The 18,643-nt window shown below is 57.4% G+C and carries 14 protein-coding genes, 5 tRNA genes and 1 rRNA gene; 6 read left to right on the top strand and 14 right to left on the bottom strand.

Annotated features, from left to right (window positions below; translation table 11 throughout):
* Positions 1 to 424: 424 nt before the first annotated feature.
* Both CGERO_RS02135 and murA read right to left on the bottom strand, forming a co-directional pair.
* Positions 425 to 1,944, bottom strand: a 16S ribosomal RNA gene (locus CGERO_RS02135).
* A 505-nt stretch (positions 1,945 to 2,449) separates the two neighbouring features.
* The gene (gene murA, locus CGERO_RS02130; protein WP_123933257.1) at positions 2,450 to 3,706 is read right to left on the bottom strand and encodes a UDP-N-acetylglucosamine 1-carboxyvinyltransferase; all 1,257 of its coding nucleotides are present in this window, start codon (positions 3,704 to 3,706) and stop codon (positions 2,450 to 2,452) included.
* 49 nt (positions 3,707 to 3,755) lie between these two features.
* Between murA and CGERO_RS02125 the strand changes: the two genes are divergently transcribed.
* On the top strand, positions 3,756 to 4,331 hold the full coding sequence (locus CGERO_RS02125) for a cob(I)yrinic acid a,c-diamide adenosyltransferase (RefSeq protein ID WP_123933256.1): 576 nt from the start codon (positions 3,756 to 3,758) through the stop codon (positions 4,329 to 4,331).
* 39 nt (positions 4,332 to 4,370) lie between these two features.
* On the opposite strand, the gene ramA is transcribed toward CGERO_RS02125, so the two are convergent.
* Entirely contained in the window at positions 4,371 to 5,213 is an 843-nt protein-coding gene (gene ramA / locus CGERO_RS02120) for an acetate metabolism transcriptional regulator RamA (RefSeq protein ID WP_123935862.1), read from the bottom strand.
* 599 nt (positions 5,214 to 5,812) lie between these two features.
* Between ramA and cysK the strand changes: the two genes are divergently transcribed.
* On the top strand, positions 5,813 to 6,748 hold the full coding sequence (gene cysK, locus CGERO_RS02115; RefSeq protein WP_123933255.1) for a cysteine synthase A: 936 nt from the start codon (positions 5,813 to 5,815) through the stop codon (positions 6,746 to 6,748).
* An 87-nt stretch (positions 6,749 to 6,835) separates the two neighbouring features.
* Positions 6,836 to 7,402, top strand: coding sequence for a serine O-acetyltransferase EpsC (gene epsC, locus CGERO_RS02110; RefSeq protein WP_123933254.1), 567 nt, complete (start codon positions 6,836 to 6,838; stop codon positions 7,400 to 7,402).
* Positions 7,403 to 7,470: 68 nt separating this feature from the next.
* Here epsC and CGERO_RS02105 read toward each other — a convergent pair whose 3' ends face one another.
* The 3 genes from CGERO_RS02105 to CGERO_RS02095 form a co-directional block, all read right to left on the bottom strand.
* The gene (locus tag CGERO_RS02105; RefSeq protein ID WP_123933253.1) at positions 7,471 to 7,758 is read right to left on the bottom strand and encodes a GNAT family N-acetyltransferase; all 288 of its coding nucleotides are present in this window, start codon (positions 7,756 to 7,758) and stop codon (positions 7,471 to 7,473) included.
* 102 nt (positions 7,759 to 7,860) lie between these two features.
* Positions 7,861 to 7,933, bottom strand: a tRNA-Phe gene (locus CGERO_RS02100).
* A gap of 22 nt (positions 7,934 to 7,955) precedes the next feature.
* Positions 7,956 to 8,029, bottom strand: a tRNA-Asp gene (locus tag CGERO_RS02095).
* A gap of 149 nt (positions 8,030 to 8,178) precedes the next feature.
* Between CGERO_RS02095 and fabG the strand changes: the two genes are divergently transcribed.
* Positions 8,179 to 8,940, top strand: coding sequence for a 3-oxoacyl-ACP reductase FabG (gene fabG / locus CGERO_RS02090; protein WP_123933252.1), 762 nt, complete (start codon positions 8,179 to 8,181; stop codon positions 8,938 to 8,940).
* A gap of 65 nt (positions 8,941 to 9,005) precedes the next feature.
* Here fabG and CGERO_RS02085 read toward each other — a convergent pair.
* From CGERO_RS02085 to scpC, 4 genes are all read right to left on the bottom strand, one after another.
* Positions 9,006 to 9,079, bottom strand: a tRNA-Asp gene (locus tag CGERO_RS02085).
* A 47-nt stretch (positions 9,080 to 9,126) separates the two neighbouring features.
* A tRNA-Glu gene (locus CGERO_RS02080) sits at positions 9,127 to 9,199 on the bottom strand.
* Between the two features lie 326 nt (positions 9,200 to 9,525).
* Positions 9,526 to 9,598: transfer RNA gene (locus tag CGERO_RS02075), tRNA-Lys, on the bottom strand.
* A 136-nt stretch (positions 9,599 to 9,734) separates the two neighbouring features.
* A complete protein-coding gene (gene scpC / locus CGERO_RS02070; RefSeq protein ID WP_123933251.1) occupies positions 9,735 to 11,249 on the bottom strand; it encodes a succinyl-CoA:acetate CoA-transferase ScpC in 1,515 nt (504 codons plus the stop codon).
* A 216-nt stretch (positions 11,250 to 11,465) separates the two neighbouring features.
* Here scpC and dusB point away from each other — a divergent pair, with 216 nt between their 5' ends.
* On the top strand, positions 11,466 to 12,620 hold the full coding sequence (gene dusB, locus CGERO_RS02065) for a tRNA dihydrouridine synthase DusB (protein ID WP_164470228.1): 1,155 nt from the start codon (positions 11,466 to 11,468) through the stop codon (positions 12,618 to 12,620).
* Here the strand turns inward: dusB and CGERO_RS02060 are convergent.
* Positions 12,617 to 14,905, bottom strand: a complete 2,289-nt coding sequence (locus CGERO_RS02060) for an alpha/beta fold hydrolase (RefSeq protein ID WP_123933249.1) — start codon at positions 14,903 to 14,905, stop codon at positions 12,617 to 12,619. The two genes, dusB and CGERO_RS02060, sit on opposite strands and share 4 nt — an antisense overlap.
* A gap of 120 nt (positions 14,906 to 15,025) precedes the next feature.
* Between CGERO_RS02060 and CGERO_RS02055 the strand changes: the two genes are divergently transcribed.
* Positions 15,026 to 15,778 carry a phosphate signaling complex PhoU family protein gene (locus CGERO_RS02055; protein ID WP_123933248.1) on the top strand — a complete coding sequence of 251 codons (753 nt, stop codon included), beginning with the start codon at positions 15,026 to 15,028 and terminating at the stop codon, positions 15,776 to 15,778.
* On the opposite strand, the gene CGERO_RS02050 is transcribed toward CGERO_RS02055, so the two are convergent.
* Genes CGERO_RS02050 through pstA form a run of 3 tightly spaced genes read right to left on the bottom strand, consistent with a single transcriptional unit; the run spans position 15,775 to position 18,643 of the window.
* Positions 15,775 to 16,890, bottom strand: a complete 1,116-nt coding sequence (locus CGERO_RS02050; RefSeq protein WP_123933247.1) for a cytochrome P450 — start codon at positions 16,888 to 16,890, stop codon at positions 15,775 to 15,777. The two genes, CGERO_RS02055 and CGERO_RS02050, sit on opposite strands and share 4 nt — an antisense overlap.
* Before the next feature lie 21 nt (positions 16,891 to 16,911).
* Positions 16,912 to 17,685: a phosphate ABC transporter ATP-binding protein PstB gene (gene pstB, locus CGERO_RS02045; protein WP_123933246.1), complete on the bottom strand. Its 774-nt coding sequence runs from the start codon at positions 17,683 to 17,685 to the stop codon at positions 16,912 to 16,914.
* Positions 17,686 to 17,731: 46 nt separating this feature from the next.
* Positions 17,732 to 18,643, bottom strand: a complete 912-nt coding sequence (gene pstA / locus CGERO_RS02040) for a phosphate ABC transporter permease PstA (protein WP_123933245.1) — start codon at positions 18,641 to 18,643, stop codon at positions 17,732 to 17,734.

Below are 18,643 nucleotides of genomic sequence, written 5' to 3'. Positions count from 1 at the left end.
AACAAACAATACTTAATTCACAGAATAAAGAATTACTCGCGTCCACTATACAGTTCTCACACAACACCACCACACACCAACCAACCACCACACAGGCAGCCAGCACAGTGTGCCATGATCCAACAAGGACAATCGTGTTGCCCCAGACACCCAACAGCGCACCAATACCCACACACCCCAACCACACCGGCGGGACGACAAAACTTTTTGTTGCTCTACTCATACTGCTTGCCCATTGCGCACACGCTGATCCATCACCACCACATCCGTGCACATCCGGCGCACACGCGGTGATCATGCCCATGTGTGATCTCCACCCGGGGTAGCACCCACACCACCACACACCAACTACTGGCGCGCGGGGCATCAACCTGTGAGCACCACATTCAACAAAAAAGAGAAAAAATAAAATACTGCTCCTTAGAAAGGAGGTGATCCAGCCGCACCTTCCGGTACGGCTACCTTGTTACGACTTCGTCCCAATCGCCGATCCCACCTTCGACCACTCCCCCCACACACGGTGGTTGGGCCATGGGCTTCGGGTGTTACCAACTTTCATGACGTGACGGGCGGTGTGTACAAGGCCCGGGAACGTATTCACCGCAGCGTTGCTGATCTGCGATTACTAGCGACTCCGACTTCATGGGGTCGAGTTGCAGACCCCAATCCGAACTGAGGCCGGCTTTCAGCGATTCGCTCACCCTCACAGGTTCGCTGCGCGTTGTACCGACCATTGTAGCATGTGTGAAGCCCTGGACATAAGGGGCATGATGATTTGACGTCATCCCCACCTTCCTCCGAGTTCACCCCGGCAGTCTCTCATGAGTCCCCACCATCACGTGCTGGCAACATAAGACAAGGGTTGCGCTCGTTGCGGGACTTAACCCAACATCTCACGACACGAGCTGACGACAACCATGCACCACCTGTACACCAACCACAAGGGAAACTACATCTCTGCAGCGATCTGGTGTATGTCAAGCCCAGGTAAGGTTCTTCGCGTTGCATCGAATTAATCCACATGCTCCGCCGCTTGTGCGGGCCCCCGTCAATTCCTTTGAGTTTTAGCCTTGCGGCCGTACTCCCCAGGCGGGGCGCTTAATGCGTTAGCTACGGCACAGAAGTCGTGGAAGACCCCTACACCTAGCGCCCACCGTTTACGGCATGGACTACCAGGGTATCTAATCCTGTTCGCTCCCCATGCTTTCGCTCCTCAGCGTCAGTTACTGCCCAGAGACCTGCCTTCGCCATCGGTGTTCCTCCTGATATCTGCGCATTCCACCGCTACACCAGGAATTCCAGTCTCCCCTACAGCACTCAAGTTATGCCCGTATCGCCTGCACGCCCGGAGTTAAGCCCCGGAATTTCACAGACGACGCGACAAACCACCTACGAGCTCTTTACGCCCAGTAATTCCGGACAACGCTCGCACCCTACGTATTACCGCGGCTGCTGGCACGTAGTTAGCCGGTGCTTCTTCTCAAGGTACCGTCACAAAACGCTTCGTCCCTTGCGAAAGAGGTTTACAACCCGAAGGCCGTCATCCCCCACGCGGCGTCGCTGCATCAGGCTTGCGCCCATTGTGCAATATTCCCCACTGCTGCCTCCCGTAGGAGTCTGGGCCGTATCTCAGTCCCAATGTGGCCGTCCACCCTCTCAGGCTTACTGTCGCCGCCTTGGTAGGCCATTACCCCACCAACAAGCTGATAGGCCGCGGGCCCATCCCACACCGAAAAAACTTTCCACCACAATCACTACATCATGGTCCTATCTGGTATTAGACCCAGTTTCCCAGGCTTATCCCAAAGTGCAGGGCAGGTCACCCACGTGTTACTCACCCGTTCGCCACTCGAGTACCTTGCAAGCAAGGCCTTTCCGTTCGACTTGCATGTGTTAAGCACGCCGCCAGCGTTCGTCCTGAGCCAGGATCAAACTCTCCACAAAAAAAACAAGCACAAAACACTCGTTCCAAAGGCTCGTGAAAAGCCCAAACCTAACCAAACAAACGATGACACAACATCATCATTCAAAAAAAACATACAGGGCAATCAGTGCATCAAACGCGCAGCGGGTCTTGACGAGACAACCAACCACACACACCAACCACCCCAGCACTACCATCACGCACCACCAACAAGCAGCACCATGACACCAGCACACAACCGGCACCACACACCACCAACGATGCGCAACAAGCAGCACAACAACAAAAATAAAAGTATTGGCACACTATTGAGTTCTCACACAACACAACACCACCACCAACCAAGGCGACAGCATCACATCAAAAAAATTTCGCCAACCGCTCGTTTTCCTGACCGCCATCTCCACAACCACTGTGGGGGCGCTGTCGGTCGCGGCGACCCACATAAAGTTACACACCCCCCACCAACAACACAAACCCCCAGCTCACAACACCAAAACAACCACCACACAACACGTCGAAAAGCTAGCTTGTTACGCGTTCAATGGTCGCGCCGAGACTGCGGAGTTGTTCCACAAAGTTGGGGTAGCCGCGATCGATGTGGAAAACATCGTGAACTTCGGTGACACCGTCAGCACAGAGGCCAGCAAGAACCAAGCCTGCGCCCGCTCGAATGTCAGAGCTCCACACCGGCGTTGAGGAAAGCTGCTCAACACCACGGATCACTACATAATGACCATCCACTGTGGCGTCGGCACCTAATCGCATGAGTTCATCAACGAAGCGGAAACGAGCCTCGAAGATATTTTCGGTAATCACCGAGCTGCCTTCGGCGATGGTTGAAATACCAATGGCCATGGGTTGCAGATCGGTTGGGAATCCCGGATAAGGCAGGGTCTGAAAATCCACCGCCTGAGGACGATGGTCCATGCGGACCCGGAAGCCATGCTCATACGTCTCAACTTCCGCGCCGGCGACTTTCAGCTTTTCCAGGGGAAGATGCAGGTACTTCGGCGCAATTCCACCAACCGTGATGTCACCTTGCGTCATGGCCGCTGCATAGGCCCATGTTCCCGCGACAATGCGATCGCCGATAACCTCGTGATCAGCCGGGTGAAGCTTCCCCACACCATTGATCGTGATGGTGGAAGTGCCTTCACCGCTAATGTCTGCTCCCATCTCTTTGAGCATCACGCAGAGATCAAGAATTTCGGGCTCGCGGGCTGCGTTATCCAGCACGGTAGTTCCCTGCGCAAGCACGGAAGCGGTGAGAATATTTTCCGTCGCTCCCACCGAGGGGAAATCGAGGCGAATGTGTGCGCCACGAAGCTCATCGGCTTCCGCCACCACACAGCCGTGCTGGATATGCGTCGTCGCGCCGAGCTTCTCTAGGCCTGACTGGTGCATATCTAACGGGCGCGATCCGATGGCGTCGCCTCCAGGAAGCGCCACTTTCGCCCTGCCACAGCGTGCGGTTAGCGGACCGAGCACACAGACAGAGGCACGGAATTGGCGCACCGCGTCGAAGTCGGCATCGCTTGCAATTTCCGCAGGCGTAGTGATGCTGACGTTTGAGCCTTCAATGGTGACGAAGCATCCCAAGCCCTCGAGCACCCGCTTCATATAGGGAACGTCAAGAATCTCGGGACAGTTGCTCAACGTCGTGGTGCCTTCGGCAAGCAGCGCCGCGGACATCAGCTTCAAAACGCTATTCTTCGCGCCGGCCACGCGGACCGAACCAACGAGTCGTGCTCCACCGGTTACTAAAAATCTGTCATTCACGCCCATAACCCTACTGAAAGGCATGGGGAAAACGCGTAGTTTAGGGTTTATGGCTGTTCACCTGACCAAGATCTATACGCGTACCGGCGACGATGGTTCTACCGCCTTGGCTAATTTCGAGCGGGTTTCAAAGTCCGATCCCCGCCTTGCGGCTTATGCGGACTGCGACGAACTAAATGCTTCCATCGGCGTCGTCCTGGCCTTTGGGGAGCTCGGCGGGGACATTTCCGCCACTCTTTCTAGGGTGCAGAATGAGCTTTTCGACGCAGGAGCCGACCTCGCTACCCCTGTGGAGGAAAACCCCAAATATCCCCCACTTCGAATCGAACAGACCTATATCGACCGCCTTGAGGAAGATTGCGATCGATTCAACGAGGGACTGGCGAAACTGGACTCCTTTATCCTGCCTGGCGGCACCAAGGCGGCGGCTCTGCTGCATACCTCTCGCACTATTGCTCGTCGTGCGGAGCGAAAAGCATGGGAAGCAGTGCAGGCTTTCCCCGAGTGCACAAGCAAACTTCCTGCGCAGTACCTCAACCGGCTGTCAGATCTCTTGTTTATCCTCTGCCGGGTAGCCAATGATTCACAAGACGTGAAGTGGGTGCCGGGCGGCGAGCGCCCCTAGCTGGATCTAGCAAACCTGGAAGCGGGTTGAACCCCACGATCAGGGCAACGCGCCGATCCGCCTCGCAGCATTCACAGCCTCGTAGCGGGTGTGGGCTCCGAGCTTGCGCATCACGCTGCGTAGGTAACTCTTTACGGTTTCGGCGCCGATCCCCATTTCCTCGGCGGCCTCAACGTTCGTGTGCCCAAGCGCCACGCATGAGAGCACATCGAGTTCCCTGGCAGACAACTTGGTGGTTTGCTTCACCTGCACTGGGGCAACCATCTGATCGCAGAGTTCTTCGAGCTCTTGGCGGATGTCTTCTTGCTCGATTCTGTTCGCCAGCATTCGCAGCTTGGAATGGGTGGAACGAACTTGCTCCCACTCAGCGCCGTTGAGGGCTCGGTTCTGTTTCATCGAACCGGTCCGGACACCTTCGGGCCTGCGGGCTGCCGCGTTAATGGCGAGATCCTGCTCTAGTACTCGAGCAGTCATCGCTACTTCTTCGATAACTTTGTCCCCAAGGCGCACTGGAGAATGGACGCCAACGTAGAGGATGCCACGCACTTCGCGATGCACGATAACCGGAACCGCCACGATTGAGTGCAGACCTTCATCCTGGATCACGGAGTCCATCTCGTGCGAAATCACGTTGGCGCGGGTGTAGTCACTCACGCCTACCGGTCGGCGCGTTTTTAGTACCCGGCCGCCGACGCCCACGCCGCTGTCGATGCAAAGATTTTGCAGCGCTGGCGTGCGCAAGCCGATCCACTGGCTAATTTGCAGGCGATTCTCGCCGACCACTGTGGCGTACATGGTCACTGGGATACCTGTGGCATTTTTGAGGGACGAAAGTGCAGAACGAATGGCGTCTTCATCGTCACGGATGCGTTGTGATTCCACCGTGAGTCCTCCTGTCAATTCCCCGGGGCGCTGGCCACGACCGCGGCCAAGAGGGCTCGCCATCCGAGGTGTCTGCTTAGAACAGTGCAAAGTATAGCGCGAGAACGGGGGTATTCAAAGCAACGCCAATTGCCCGAATCCGCTGCCTATACTTCCGGTTTCGGGCATCGGCGGGGGTGACACAGGGGCATTGCACTCGAGAGCTGGACGTCGGAATGACGGGAGAATAGCCCCACCTTGAACCTTGGAGGATGCGCTCGATCTGCGCATTTCCCCAGTTAAAATCGGTTTCAGGCAATCATGCCTCGAAGTGAAGTGTGCGTCGGTGCAACAATCCCCCCCCTTGCAAAATTTGCAGAGAGCAAACTCCATCGCCCGGTTAGGGCTAACGAAAAACACAGAGAATCCTGGGTGGCTGCGCCCGATTCTCTCCGACTGCCGGGCATGAACAGCGGCGCTTCTTGTGACAATTTTCACCAGTATCGCTAGAGACGATCACTAGACCGACCAGTATGCTACGGTAGACGAATCGGTCTAGCATTTTGCTTGCAGGGGCGCTAAACTCTTGAACGCAACTCAAAACAAAAGGAGCATTCTTCATGGCACAGATCTACAACGACATCTTGGAGACCATCGGCAATACCCCCTTGGTTCGCCTCAACCGCCTGAGCAAGGATCTGCCGGGCAATGTTTTGGTCAAGATTGAATCCTTCAACCCCGCAAATTCAGTGAAAGATCGCATCGGCAAGGCGATCGTAGACGCAGCCGAGGCCTCAGGCGAGCTCAAGCCCGGCGGCACGATCGTGGAGGCCACTTCCGGCAATACAGGCATCGCCCTTGCGCTGGTTGGCGCCGCACGCGGCTACAACGTAGTTCTGACCATGCCCGAGACCATGTCCTTGGAGCGCCGCGTGATGCTTCGTGCCTACGGCGCAGAAATCGTGCTCACCCCAGGCGCTGCTGGTATGCAGGGCGCAGTGGACAAGGCCAACGAGATTGTGGAGGAGCGCGAGAACGCGATTCTTGCACGCCAATTCGCTAACGCAGCAAACCCGGAGATCCACCGCAAGACCACCGCAGAGGAAATTTGGCGTGATACCGACGGCGAGATCGATATCTTTGTCGCCGGCGTTGGCACCGGCGGCACCGTCACCGGTGTCGGTGAGGTTTTGCGTGACCGCAAGGACGATATCCAGATCTACGCGGTAGAGCCGGAGGCTTCCGCGCTGCTGACCACCGGCAAGGCGGGTCCGCACAAAATCCAGGGTCTGGGCGCCAACTTCATCCCAGAGGTGCTCAACCAGAAGGTCTACGATGGTGTGCTTACCGTCTCCAACGAGGACGCCGTAGCAACCTCCCGCAAACTCGCCGCCGAGGAGGGCATCTTGGGAGGCATTTCCACCGGCGCCAACGTGAAGGCTGCTTTGGAGCTCGCTTCGCGCGAGGAAAACAAGGACAAGACGATCGTGACCGTGGTGTGCGACTACGGCGAGCGCTACGTCTCCACGGTGCTCTTCGAAGACATCCGTGACTAAAAATTCTGCAGTTCAGCCCCGGAAGGTCATGGCCTTTCGGGGCTTTCCACTGCTCCCCCAGCCTCACTACTGATAGGTTTATTCACCATGAAACACATCCTGAACACGATTCGCGAGGATTTAAAAAACGCACGCGAACACGATCCTGCGGCGCGTGGCGAAGTTGAAAACGCGATCGTGTACTCGGGACTCCAGGCCATCTGGGCCCACCGCGTGGCGCACTGGCTCTGGCTACGCGACGTTAAAGGCCCCGCCCGAATCCTTGCCCAGGCCACCCGGTTTTTCACCGGCATTGAGATTCACCCAGGTGCAACCATCGGCAGGCGATTCTTCATCGACCACGGCATGGGCATCGTCATCGGCGAAACCGCCGAGATTGGCGAAGGCGTCATGCTGTACCATGGGGTGACCCTTGGCGGGCAGGTACTTACGCAAACGAAGCGTCACCCCACCATCGAAGACAACGTCACCATTGGTGCTGGTGCAAAGGTGCTGGGCCCCATCACCATCGGCGAAGGATCAGCCATCGGTGCGAACGCGGTAGTGACAAAGGACGTGCCAGCCAAACACATCGCCGTGGGCATCCCGGCGAAGGCGCGTCCGCGCAAGGACGGCGAATGCATCAAACTCGTCGATCCTGACTACTACATTTAGGACGCGCACGGGGGACGTCGAAAAGCAAGTAAGTAGAGAAGCCGCCCTTCGTGGCGGCTTTGCTGCGACTAGGCCCGCAGATCCTCAAATTCTGGGTTCTTAGCAATGAAGTGCTCCACCGCGGAACACGTGGGCCGGACCTTGAGACCGTGCTCGCGAGTATCTTCCAGAGCCTCGCGGATCAGTGGCTTAGAAAGCCCCTTGCCCTGGAAATCCTCAAGCACGACGGTGTGGTTGAAGTCCCGCACGCCGTCGTTTTCTACGTACTCAGCAAAGCCTGCAAGGTCTTCACCGAGGAAAATGGCGTAGCGGCTCTGCACAACTTCATGGCGAACTTCGGTGTGTGTTTCGGACAAGGTATTGCTCCTTCGTTTCTGGGACAGCGATAGCTCCCAGTATGCCGGAAACGATTAGAAGCAGAAAGAAAAATGCCCCAACCATAAGGCTGGGGCAAAGTGTGGCACGGACCAGGATCGAACTGGTGACCTTCCACTTTTCAGGCGGACGCTCTACCAACTGAGCTACCGCGCCACTGGCTACCGAAGTAACCGAGCGACCCTGACGGGACTTGAACCCGCGACCTCCGCCGTGACAGGGCGGCGCGCTAACCAACTGCGCCACAGGGCCTTATTTGCTGCAAGTACCGGCGTTCACCTGCACAATCTGCAACGAGGCTTTACTTTACACAGGCAGAAGAATAACGCACAAATCTGCACGTCAAGACATATTTCACTAGCGTTGAAAGTAGGCATACAAGCTTTGTACAAGGAGGAATCATGTTGCTGGAGCAAAGAAAAGCGATCGTCATTGGTGGCACTATCGGCATTGGTGCGGGCATTGCAAAAGTCTTGCGGGAGCAGGGTGCCCAAGTGATCGTCACCGGCGTCACCGAGGAAGAATGTGAGTCAGCAGAGCAATCGGGATTCAAAGCTTTGCAGCTCGACGTGCGCAAACTTGACGAATGCCGAAAGGTTGTCGAGCAGGCGGCGCAGAAGTTGAGCGGCCTCGATATCGTGGCATGCAACGCAGGCGTGTATCCGCAGTCAAGTATTGAGGAAATGAGCGACGAAGACTTCGACGCAATCTTCAACATCAACGTCAAGGGCATGCTTCACGTCGTGCGCGCTGCCATGCCACACCTTGAGCACACAGAGAACGCAGCCATCGTTGTGACTTCCTCAATCACAGGCAATATCACCGGCTACCCTCGCTGGGCACATTACGGCGCCACGAAAGCCGCGCAGATGGGGTTTGTGCGCTCCGCCGCCATCGAGCTCGCTCCGAAGGGGATTCGCATTAACGCGGTGCTGCCCGGCAACATCCTCACTCCGGGACTCAAGGCCATGGGAGAGGAGTATCTGACTCAAATGGCTCGCAGCGTCCCGATGGGCACCCTGGGAACTCCGGAGGACATTGGTGGGGCGGTCGCGTTCTTGGCATCTCCCCCGGCGCGCTACGTTACCGGGCAGAGCATCATCGTTGATGGAGGTCAGATCCTTCCGGAATCTCCTGAAGCCTTGGAAGAACTTCGCGCCTAAGCTTTTCGACGCCCACGCAACGCAAAAGCAGCACCCTCAAATCAGGATGCTGCTGCGATGTTTTGCGACCCTGACGGGACTTGAACCCGCGACCTCCGCCGTGACAGGGCGGCGCGCTAACCAACTGCGCCACAGGGCCTAAACATGCCACACTGCCCCGCAATTCATTTTGTGGGGTGATGGCTGTACTCCCAACGGGATTCGAACCCGTGTCGCCGCCGTGAAAGGGCGGTGTCCTAGGCCCCTAGACGATGGGAGCGAGTACACCAGCGCTGCGCGCTTTGTGACTGGAAAGAACTATACTTGAACTCTGCCAGAACACAAAACGCCTGCGCAGGGGCAGGATTCTAGCCGTCGAGACCGTCCCAGAACGCGGGCCAGAACCCGTCACGAAAAGCATCGCCGTACGGGCCTGCAGGCAGCATGTTGCCCAGGTTCTGGATGTGCTGGATCAGTTGAATTTAGGCGTCGATCAAAATGACTCTTCCTTCCTGAGGGATCGAAGGACCACCGCACATAGAGCGCAGGTCACATTGTGTATAGACGGAAAAATAGCACCCCTATATTGGGGTGCTATTTCAGTAGTGGGCCCTCCGGGGCTCGAACCCGGGACCTGCGGATTAAAAGTCCGTAGCTCTACCAACTGAGCTAAAGGCCCGTGACCAAATGCTTAGCCACTTCCAGCAGTCTACATCACCAATTTTGTGCGTTTCAAAACGGCCACGAAAACGCCCCACGAACCGCGTTGAACGTGCGATGCGTGGGACCTTTCGTCGAAAAGCTAGCGAAGCGTCTTAGCCGAGCTTCATGGAGCCAGTCTCCTGGAAACGCTGGTGGAAGGACAGGGCGTTCGCCAGGTCGTGAGGCGTCTGCATGATCTTCTTCTCCTCAGCGATCTTCAGAGCGCGCTCGTAGTACTCCTCCAGCAGCGGACGGTAATCCGGGTGAGCCAGAGCGATCATCTTCTGCACCTTCTGGCGAGGTGCCAGGCCACGCAGGTCGGCGTAACCGTACTCGGTGATGATGACCTTGACGTCCTGCTCAGTGTGGTCGACGTGGGAGACCATGGGCACGATGGCGGAGATGTCGCCACCCTTGGCGTCGGAGGGCGTGATGAAGGAAGAAACCAGGCCGTTGCGGGTGAAGTCCGCAGAGCCGCCCACGCCGTTCATCATGCGGGAACCGATGACGTTGGTGGAGTTCACGTTGCCGTAGATGTCGGCCTCGATCAGGCCGTTGGTGCAGATCAAGCCCAGGCGACGCACGACCTCGGGGTGGTTCGAGATCTGCTGCGGGCGCAGAATGATCTGCTTGGCGTAGCGGGACGCCTCGTTGTTCATCTTCTCTGCATACTCAGGAGAAAGCGAGAAGGAGGTAGCGGAAGCGACGGTCATCTTGCCGGCGTCGATCAGGTCGACCATGCCGTCCTGAATCACCTCGGTGTAGGCCTTGATGTTCTCGAACTTGGAGTCAAGCAGACCCGCCATCACAGCGTTCGGCACGTTACCCACGCCGGACTGCATGATGTAGCCGTCGTAGGTGAGGCGGCCAGCAGCAACTTCGCCCTCAAGGAAGTCGAGGAAGTGGCCGGCGATCTTCTTAGAGGTCTCATCGACGGGCTTGAAGGGGGCGTTGCGGTCCGGGGCGTCGGTCTCGACCACTGCTACAACCTTGTCCAGGTCGATGTCGATGTAAGTGGACCCGATGCGCTGCTCGGGAGCGGTGATCGGGATGGGCTGGCGGTTCGGCAGACGGTTGATGCGGTAGATATCCGCCATGCCCTCAAGTTCTTCGGACTGCCAGGAGTTGACCTCAATGATGATCTTCTCGGCGTTGTCTAGGTACTCAACGTTGTTACCGATGGACGAGGAAGGAACAATGTGGCCTTCTTCGGTGATGCGCACAGCTTCCACAATTGCCACATTCATCTGCCCGAAGAAGCCCTGCTCGACGTACAGGCCGGACTCCGAAAGGTGGTAGTCCATGTAGTAGGTGGTGCCGTCGTTGATCTTGCTACGCAGGATCGGGTCGGACTGATAAGGGGTACGGAAGCGAATCGCGTCGGCCTCCGCCAGAACACCATCGCAGTCCGGAGCGGTGGAAGCACCGGTGAACAAGTCGATCATGAACTCTTCACCACGATCGTGTGCTTCCTTGGCGCGATTAGCGATCGCCGTGGGCAGTGCCTTGGGGTAGCCAGCGCCGGTGAAGCCCGAAATACCGATCTTATCGCCGTGATTGATCAGCTCGGCTGCCTCTTCGGCAGTCATCACCTTGTTTTTGAGCTGTGCATTTCCAATACGGGACATCTAGTTCCTCCTCTACGTGCTTTGCCTGGATGAAATCAAGCCGAGGCAAAGCAAGGTTCATTCACCGCGGGAACTGAGGCTGTGAATCAGCAAGCAACTCACCGTGGTTAGTTACGAAGCCCACAATAACGCAAAACGGCAACCGGTGTGCGCCATTCTGTTGAATATGCGCCCCCAAAACGGTGCAGTTTGAGCTGAACGCCACCTTTGAGTTCAATGGGCAAGGTGACGCTGCAAATTGGTTCCCTTACTATGCAATCCCCCGTTGTCCTCGCTCCGATGGCGGGGGTAACCAACGTGGCATTTCGATCGCTCTGCCGCGAGCAAGAAAGAGAAAAAACTGGCACCGTCTCGGGGCTCTACGTCTGCGAGATGATCACCGCACGCGCCCTGGTTGAAGGCAATGAAAAAACGCTGCACATGACAACCTTCGCCCCAGACGAACAACCCAGGAGCATGCAGCTATACACCACGGACCCCGAGTACACCTATAAAGCTGCGAAGAAAATCGTCGATGAAGATCTGGCCGATCACATCGACATGAACTTCGGCTGCCCCGTACCCAAGGTCACCCGGCGCGGCGGAGGATCCGCGCTCCCCTACAAGCGACGCCTTTTCGGCAATATCGTTGCCGCGGCGGTAAAAGCGTGTGAAGGCACCGATATTCCCGTGACCGTGAAGTTCCGCGTGGGGATCGACGACGAGCACCACACGCACCTCGACGCCGGGCGAATCGCCGCCGAAGAGGGCGCCGCTGCCGTCGCTCTGCACGCCCGCACCGCGGCACAGCGTTACTCTGGCGAGGCCGACTGGAGCCACATCGCTCGCTTGAAAGAACACATGATGGACTCCGGCATCCCTGTGTTGGGCAACGGCGACATTTTTAAGGCAACCGACGCCAAAGCGATGATGGATCAGACTGGTTGCGATGGTGTTGTGGTGGGGCGCGGCTGCTTGGGGCGTCCTTGGCTCTTTGCGGAACTCTCAGCGGCACTGCGTGGCGAGCCGATCCCCGAAGAGCCCACGCTGGGAGAAGTCACCGGGATCATCACGCGGCACGCCGAGCTGCTCGTCGCCCATGAAGGTGAGCGCAAAGGTTGTCGCGACATGCGCAAGCACATGGGTTGGTATCTCCGAGGCTTCCCCGTTGGCGGCGAAGTACGTGCCCAGCTTTCGGGCATCAACACGCTGGAGGATCTCCAAAGAGTTCTCGACCCTTGGAAGGATTCACAGGCACGCGCCGAGGATGCAGACGGCGCACGCGGGCGCAAGGGATCACCATCAAAGGTCGTACTTCCCGAAGGCTGGCTCGACGACCCCGAGGACGAAACTGTCCCCGAAGGCGCCGACATCATGCACTCAGGCGGCTAGGCCCGCCCGCGGTGCAGCGCGCGAATTGCCCGGGCACAGGCTTCGGTCCGCTCCATCGGCACCATGTGCCCACATCCCTCCAGCACCTCAACCGAGGTGTGGAAAAAGTCCTTTGCACATGCAGCATTGCCGGGTGAAATGACCTTGTCTTGATCGCCCCACAGGATGCGGATGGGCACGGACTGTTCCTGCGCGATCTCACCCGCCCGGTGCGACAATTCGACCCGCTGCGCAGGAGGGCATCCCACCAGGGCTGCCGAGATTTCTGCGAATACTCCTGCACGATCCGGATGCTGTGCGCGACGTTGCGCTTTCTCCAACGCCGAGGCAGTAACACGCCCGGAATCTGCATACGCTGCGCGTTCCATTGCCGCCAGGACTGGCTTTGCTTTCAACCCCAAGAAGGCTGGGCCGATTCTTTTGCGAGCCGCCAGGCGCACAATGGGGGTGATCTTTTCGCTGAAACCACTTGGAGCCAAAAGCAGAAGTCCCGCCACCTCGTGCGGACGCTGGCAGAGCATCGCCTGCACGATGAGGCCACCCAAAGAATGTCCCACGAGGATCGGCTTGAAGTCGGCGTCCATTTCGCCACGGAGGGCGTCGAAAAGCTCCCACATTGCGCTGGCGATGGATCCAACGGTGGATTCCTGCAAACGCGGCGACTGCCCGAATCCGGGGATGTCCACGGAAATCACCTGAAAATCATCGCTGACAAGCTGCGAAAGCGCATCGAAATCCTCCAACTCGCGGCCGATGCCGTGGACGGCGAAAATAGTTGGACCTGTGCCTTGGATTTTCACGCGCTGGCCGCGCACCCTCAGCATTCGAACTTGCGGTGTCGTGGGGCCGCGAAAATGCATGCCATCGCGCACGTCGGTGTCATGGAAGTCCTTGCGCTCTTGCGCGTAGTTGTTGCGTAGCGTCCAAGGCGCGGTGTCGCTGACAACCGGGAAGGCATGGATGCCCCGGCGGACGTAGCCGGAATCCAGGTCAATGATGCGCTGGGGCTCGAATTGCGCCGGGCGTGTCGGGGTTGCCTCTGTGAAGCCTTCCGCCCGCAGGTGTTGCAAAATTCTGGCGAGAAACTCGCCAACCAGTTCGGCGCGCAAGGTATAGGAATCGTTGACATAACCGAGAGTGAAGCTCAGATTTGGCACCTCATCCAGCATCATGCCACGCCAAGCAATGTGTTGACCTGGGTCGATGTGTTTGGAGTCTACTTCGATCTGAATACCGCCGAATGCAAGCAGGTTCAAACCGGTCGCTTTGATGAGCACTTCGCAAGGAATTTTTTCCCCGGAATCAAGGGTGATGTCATTGCTATGCAGAGACGCAATGGTTCCAGTGTGCACCTGCACCTTTCCCCGCTCAATGAGCTGAAAAAGATCACCGTCGGGCACCCTGCACACTCGCTGGGTCCACAGAGGGTACTGGGCTTCGAAGGCTTGGCGGTCCTCCGGCCTGCTCAGCAGGGCTTCTCGATGTTTGCGAAGGGTCGATTCCACCAGGCTGGGCCTGATACGCGAAAGCCAGAGGGTGAGCCTTTGGGTTTGGATAGCCCTGCAACGGTCGAGGCGATCCACCCAGGTTTCGGGCACTACCCTCCTTAACGGAGCAAGAACGTCCTTATCCCCCATAGCCGCAAGGTGATTCGCCGTTCTTTGCACGAGGTGAACTTTCGCTCCTAGCTCACTCAGCGCGGGCGCCAGCGTCACGGCTGTCGCTCCCGATCCCACAATGGCTACCTCGCGACCGTTGAGTTTGTTGGCTGGGTGTTCAGGATCTTGGGGCCAACGTTGGGGATCCACGATAGTGCCCGAAAAGTTTGCCTCGCCGGCTAAGAGCGGTTGGTGCGACTGGTGGTGGTCATAATAGCCACAGCCGAGGTGAATCCAGCGCGCTCGGATGATGAAGTCGCCAGACTGGCTCGTACCCTTCACACGCCATAGGCCATCCAGAAATTCGATAGATTCCACCCGATGTCCAAAGCGTGTGCGGGCAGACATGCCGCTGAGCTGGGCGGCCTGGCATAGGTAGTTGCGAATCTCCTCGCCGGTACCCAAAGGACGGGTGCCCCTCCAGGGCAGGAAGCTGAAACAATAGGAATCGATATCAGAATCACTACGAACCCCCGGGTAGCGAAAGGTATCCCAAGTACCACTGAAATCTTGCTTTTCTTCGAGCACCGCCCAGTTGAGATTGTCGATCTGATTGAGGTGGTGCGCTACCGCGATTCCCGCAATGCCAGCGCCGATAATTACCACGTCAAAGAGGGTTTCTTCCATAACAGCTCATTCTACTGAACACTGTTCAAGAGGCGGGCCGTTTTTGTGACGAAGTTGAGCTCGTTTCCACAATCGATTTCTCAGCGCGCGCATCAACACAAAACGGTTTAGAATATCGCCATGCGCACCGCCTACCGTGAACACCTGGACGCCTTCTCCCACGATCTCACCGAAATGTGCGATCTGGTCATCCAAGTGTTGCGGGACGCCAGCAAAGGGCTTTGCAACAACTCACTGCAGGCTTCGGAACACGCACTTTCGCTTGGCGACGAACTGACCGCCATAAAGCAACGCTCCACCGCTCGGGCGTTTCAGCTTCTTGCATTGGAAGGCCCGGTTGCTCGCGACTTGCGCCAAATTCTGAGCTCGATCTACATCATCGAAGACCTCGATCGCATGGTATCCCTGGCAAAACACATTGCGTCGACGGCGCGAAAGCGCTATCCGGATCCCGTCATCGAAGAGCCCATCATGGGGTACTTCCGCGAAATGTCCCGCCTATGCATCGAGATGGCCGAAAAAATCCAGACCATCCTCCAAGACCCAGACGCCGACGTTGCGCTGGTCCTTTCCGCCGATGATGACGCCGTGGATGATCTCCACGATCACTTGATGGGCATGCTCACCACAAGGCCATGGGACTACGGCACCCGAGCCGCCGTGGATTGCACACTGATTGTTCGCTACTTTGAGCGCTTTGCTGATCATGCCGTGGCGGTGGCAAGCCACATCGTGTACCTCGCCACCGGGCTTACCCCCCGCGACTATCGCGCGAAACGGCGTGAGGGGGAAGAACGCGCCGAAATCGAGCGCCGCTTCAACGAACTCGAGCGCCAATTCAGCAATTACCAGTGGCCCAAAGCGATCGACTAAACAACGCTCGCGCCGAGGGGCAGCAACTCCACTTCCAGGCGACGCCAACCGCCAACAGGATAACGCTCACGCTCGTCCCGCCCGTGTGTGCGACGAACGCGATAGCGGCTCAACAGCTCTTGGACGCACACGCGAATTTCTAACAACGACAACGCGCGACCAGGGCAAGCATGTGGTCCCTCGCCCCACACCACATTGTTGCTGGCGTGTTCTTCTGGCCGAAACTCATCCACCTCAAAAGCCTGGGGATCGCGGTTTGCCGCAGTCCAATGCACCCGCAATTGCTGGCCTTTGCGGATTCGAACGCCAGCTACTTCAACGTCACGAGTGGCTACTCGACGATTACTCACGAAGGGATCGTCAATGCGGAGAAATTCGTTGATGATGGCGTCCCACTCACGCTGGCTTGCGCCCTTTGCCAAATGTTCCTGCAAATGCGGTTGATCGCTCAGGCCTTCGAGCACCACCGCAATGCACGCGGCCATTGAACCCAAATCACCGGCCGTCCAATTACGCAAGATCGAAACAATTTCCGGAGGTTCGAGCTCCCGGCCAGCGCTGCGATCGTGCACGAGTTGGGAGGTCACTGTCTGGTCTGGGTGCTCCATCAGTGGCGTGATCACTGCTCGGATCATTTCGTCATAGCGCCGCGCAATTTCTGCGGTCTGCTTCGGATCCTGAGAACGGGTGGCCTTTTGATTGTCCTTCACCCACTGCACCAACTGTGGTGCCATACTGACCGGCCAGCCAAGCCACGCGATCATTGCCTTGACGGCGAAGGGTGCCCCAATTTCCATTACCGCATCGATTGCTTCCGAGGGTGGCAGAGCTTCCAAAACGTCTGCTGCCACTTTTTGGAACCTCGATTCCAAAGGTGCGACTACCTCTGGGGCAAGGTAAGCATCGATGAGGGTTCGGAATCTTGCGTGTTCCTCACCGTCGAGCCCATTGGGGATTTGCAGATGTCTGCTTACAGCGGAACTAAACGTTGCGGGATCATTCACGATTGAACGAACTGCCTGGTTGCTGTAAGCACACAAAGGCTCGCCGCCTAATTCATGGACCGCGAGCTGAGTGTCTGCGTCTACTCGGGGATCTTCACTGCGATTCATATTCCCGAGCTTAATCGTGTTTTATCCGAAGCGGCCGGAGATGTAGTCCTCGGTTTCCTGCTTTTCCGGGTTGGAGAAGATTTTCTTGGTGTCCGCTACTTCCACCAAGCGGCCTGGTTTGCCCGTGGCTTCGAGGGAGAAGAAGGCTGTCTGGTCGGACACACGGGACGCCTGCTGCATGTTGTGGGTGACGATCACGATGGTGTATTCCTCTTTCAGTTCGTGAATGAGGTCTTCCACCGCCAGCGTAGAAATCGGGTCCAGTGCGGAACAGGGCTCGTCCATGAGGAGGACTTCCGGTTCGACGGCGATGGCGCGCGCGATGCACAGGCGCTGCTGTTGGCCACCGGAAAGTCCCCCACCGGGCTTATCCAGGCGATCCTTTACTTCTTCCCACAGGTTGGCGCCACGCAAAGAGCGCTCGGCTACCTCGCGCAGCTTCTTTTTGTCTTTCACGCCCGCGAGTTTGAGCCCGGCCACCACGTTTTCTTCGATTGACATTGTGGGGAAAGGGTTAGCTTTTTGGAATACCATGCCGATGGTGTTGCGGACGCTGACGGGATCAACGTCCTTTGCGTAGATGTCTTTGCCGTCGAGAAGCACCGTACCTTTGACGCTGGCGCCTGGGGTGACTTCGTGCATGCGGTTGAGGGTGCGAAGCACAGTAGATTTGCCGCAACCGGAAGGACCGATAAAGGCGGTGACGGAGCGGGGCTCCACGTCCAGGTTGACGTCTTGTACTGCGTGGAAATCGCCGTAGTAGATGTTGAGGTCACGGATGGAAAGCTTTGACATGTGTGTGCGCCTAGCCTTTGTGGGTGAGTGTGGAGTTCGGATTCGCTTAGTGCTTTGCAGCAAACTTGGCAGAGATCAGCCGGGCACCAATGTTCAACACGGCAATGATGAGTACCAGGGTGAGTGCGGCGCCCCAGAGCTTGTCCAGGACGGCAGGTGCGGTGCCGGCTTTGAACATGTCGAGCATCATCAGCGGCAGTGATGATTGCGGGCCGTTCATTGCGTCCCAGTTGATGGACTGGGTGGATCCCACGAGGATCAGCACGGGAGCCGATTCACCCATCACACGTGCAATGGCGAGCATGACGCCCGTGACGATGCCAGACAACGCGGTTGGCAGCACGATTTTCACAATCGTCTTCCATTTCGGCACGCCAAGCGCGTAGGAAGCCTCGCGAAGATCGGCGGGAACCACCCGGAGCATTTCTTCGGTGTTGCGGATGATGACGGGGATCATCAAAATCACCAGGGCCAGGGATACCGCGATACCGGAGCGGTCGAACCCGAACATAACAATCCACAGCGAGTACACGAACAGCGCCGCCACTATGGAGGGGACACCGGTGAGGATATCCACCATGAACGTCGTAACTTTGCCAAGCCTCGACGTACCGGCGTATTCCACCAGGTAAATGGCCGTGGCGACGCCGATGGGAATAGAAATGAGCGAGCAGATTGCCGTTTGTGTGAACGTGCCAATGATGGCGTGCAGCGCACCGCCGCCTTCGATTGAATAGAGCACGCCCTTTTGGGAAGTGGTCCACCAGGTGACGTTCGCAATCGCCCCGATGCCGCGTGAGATCACCGTGTACAGCACCCATCCGAGGGGAATGAGTGCGAATGCCATGGAGGCGGTGATCGCTACCGTGGCCACCGAGTTGCTTGCTTTACGACGTTTAGAGATGTGGCTAAAGGTTGACTGCTTCTTTAAATTCTTTGCGTCAATGGTCATCGTCAT

Source organism: Corynebacterium gerontici, from assembly GCF_003813985.1.
GTDB classification, from domain to species: domain Bacteria; phylum Actinomycetota; class Actinomycetes; order Mycobacteriales; family Mycobacteriaceae; genus Corynebacterium; species Corynebacterium gerontici.
Note: the sequence above shows the minus strand (reverse complement) of the source record. Positions and strands in the feature narration are given on the sequence as shown.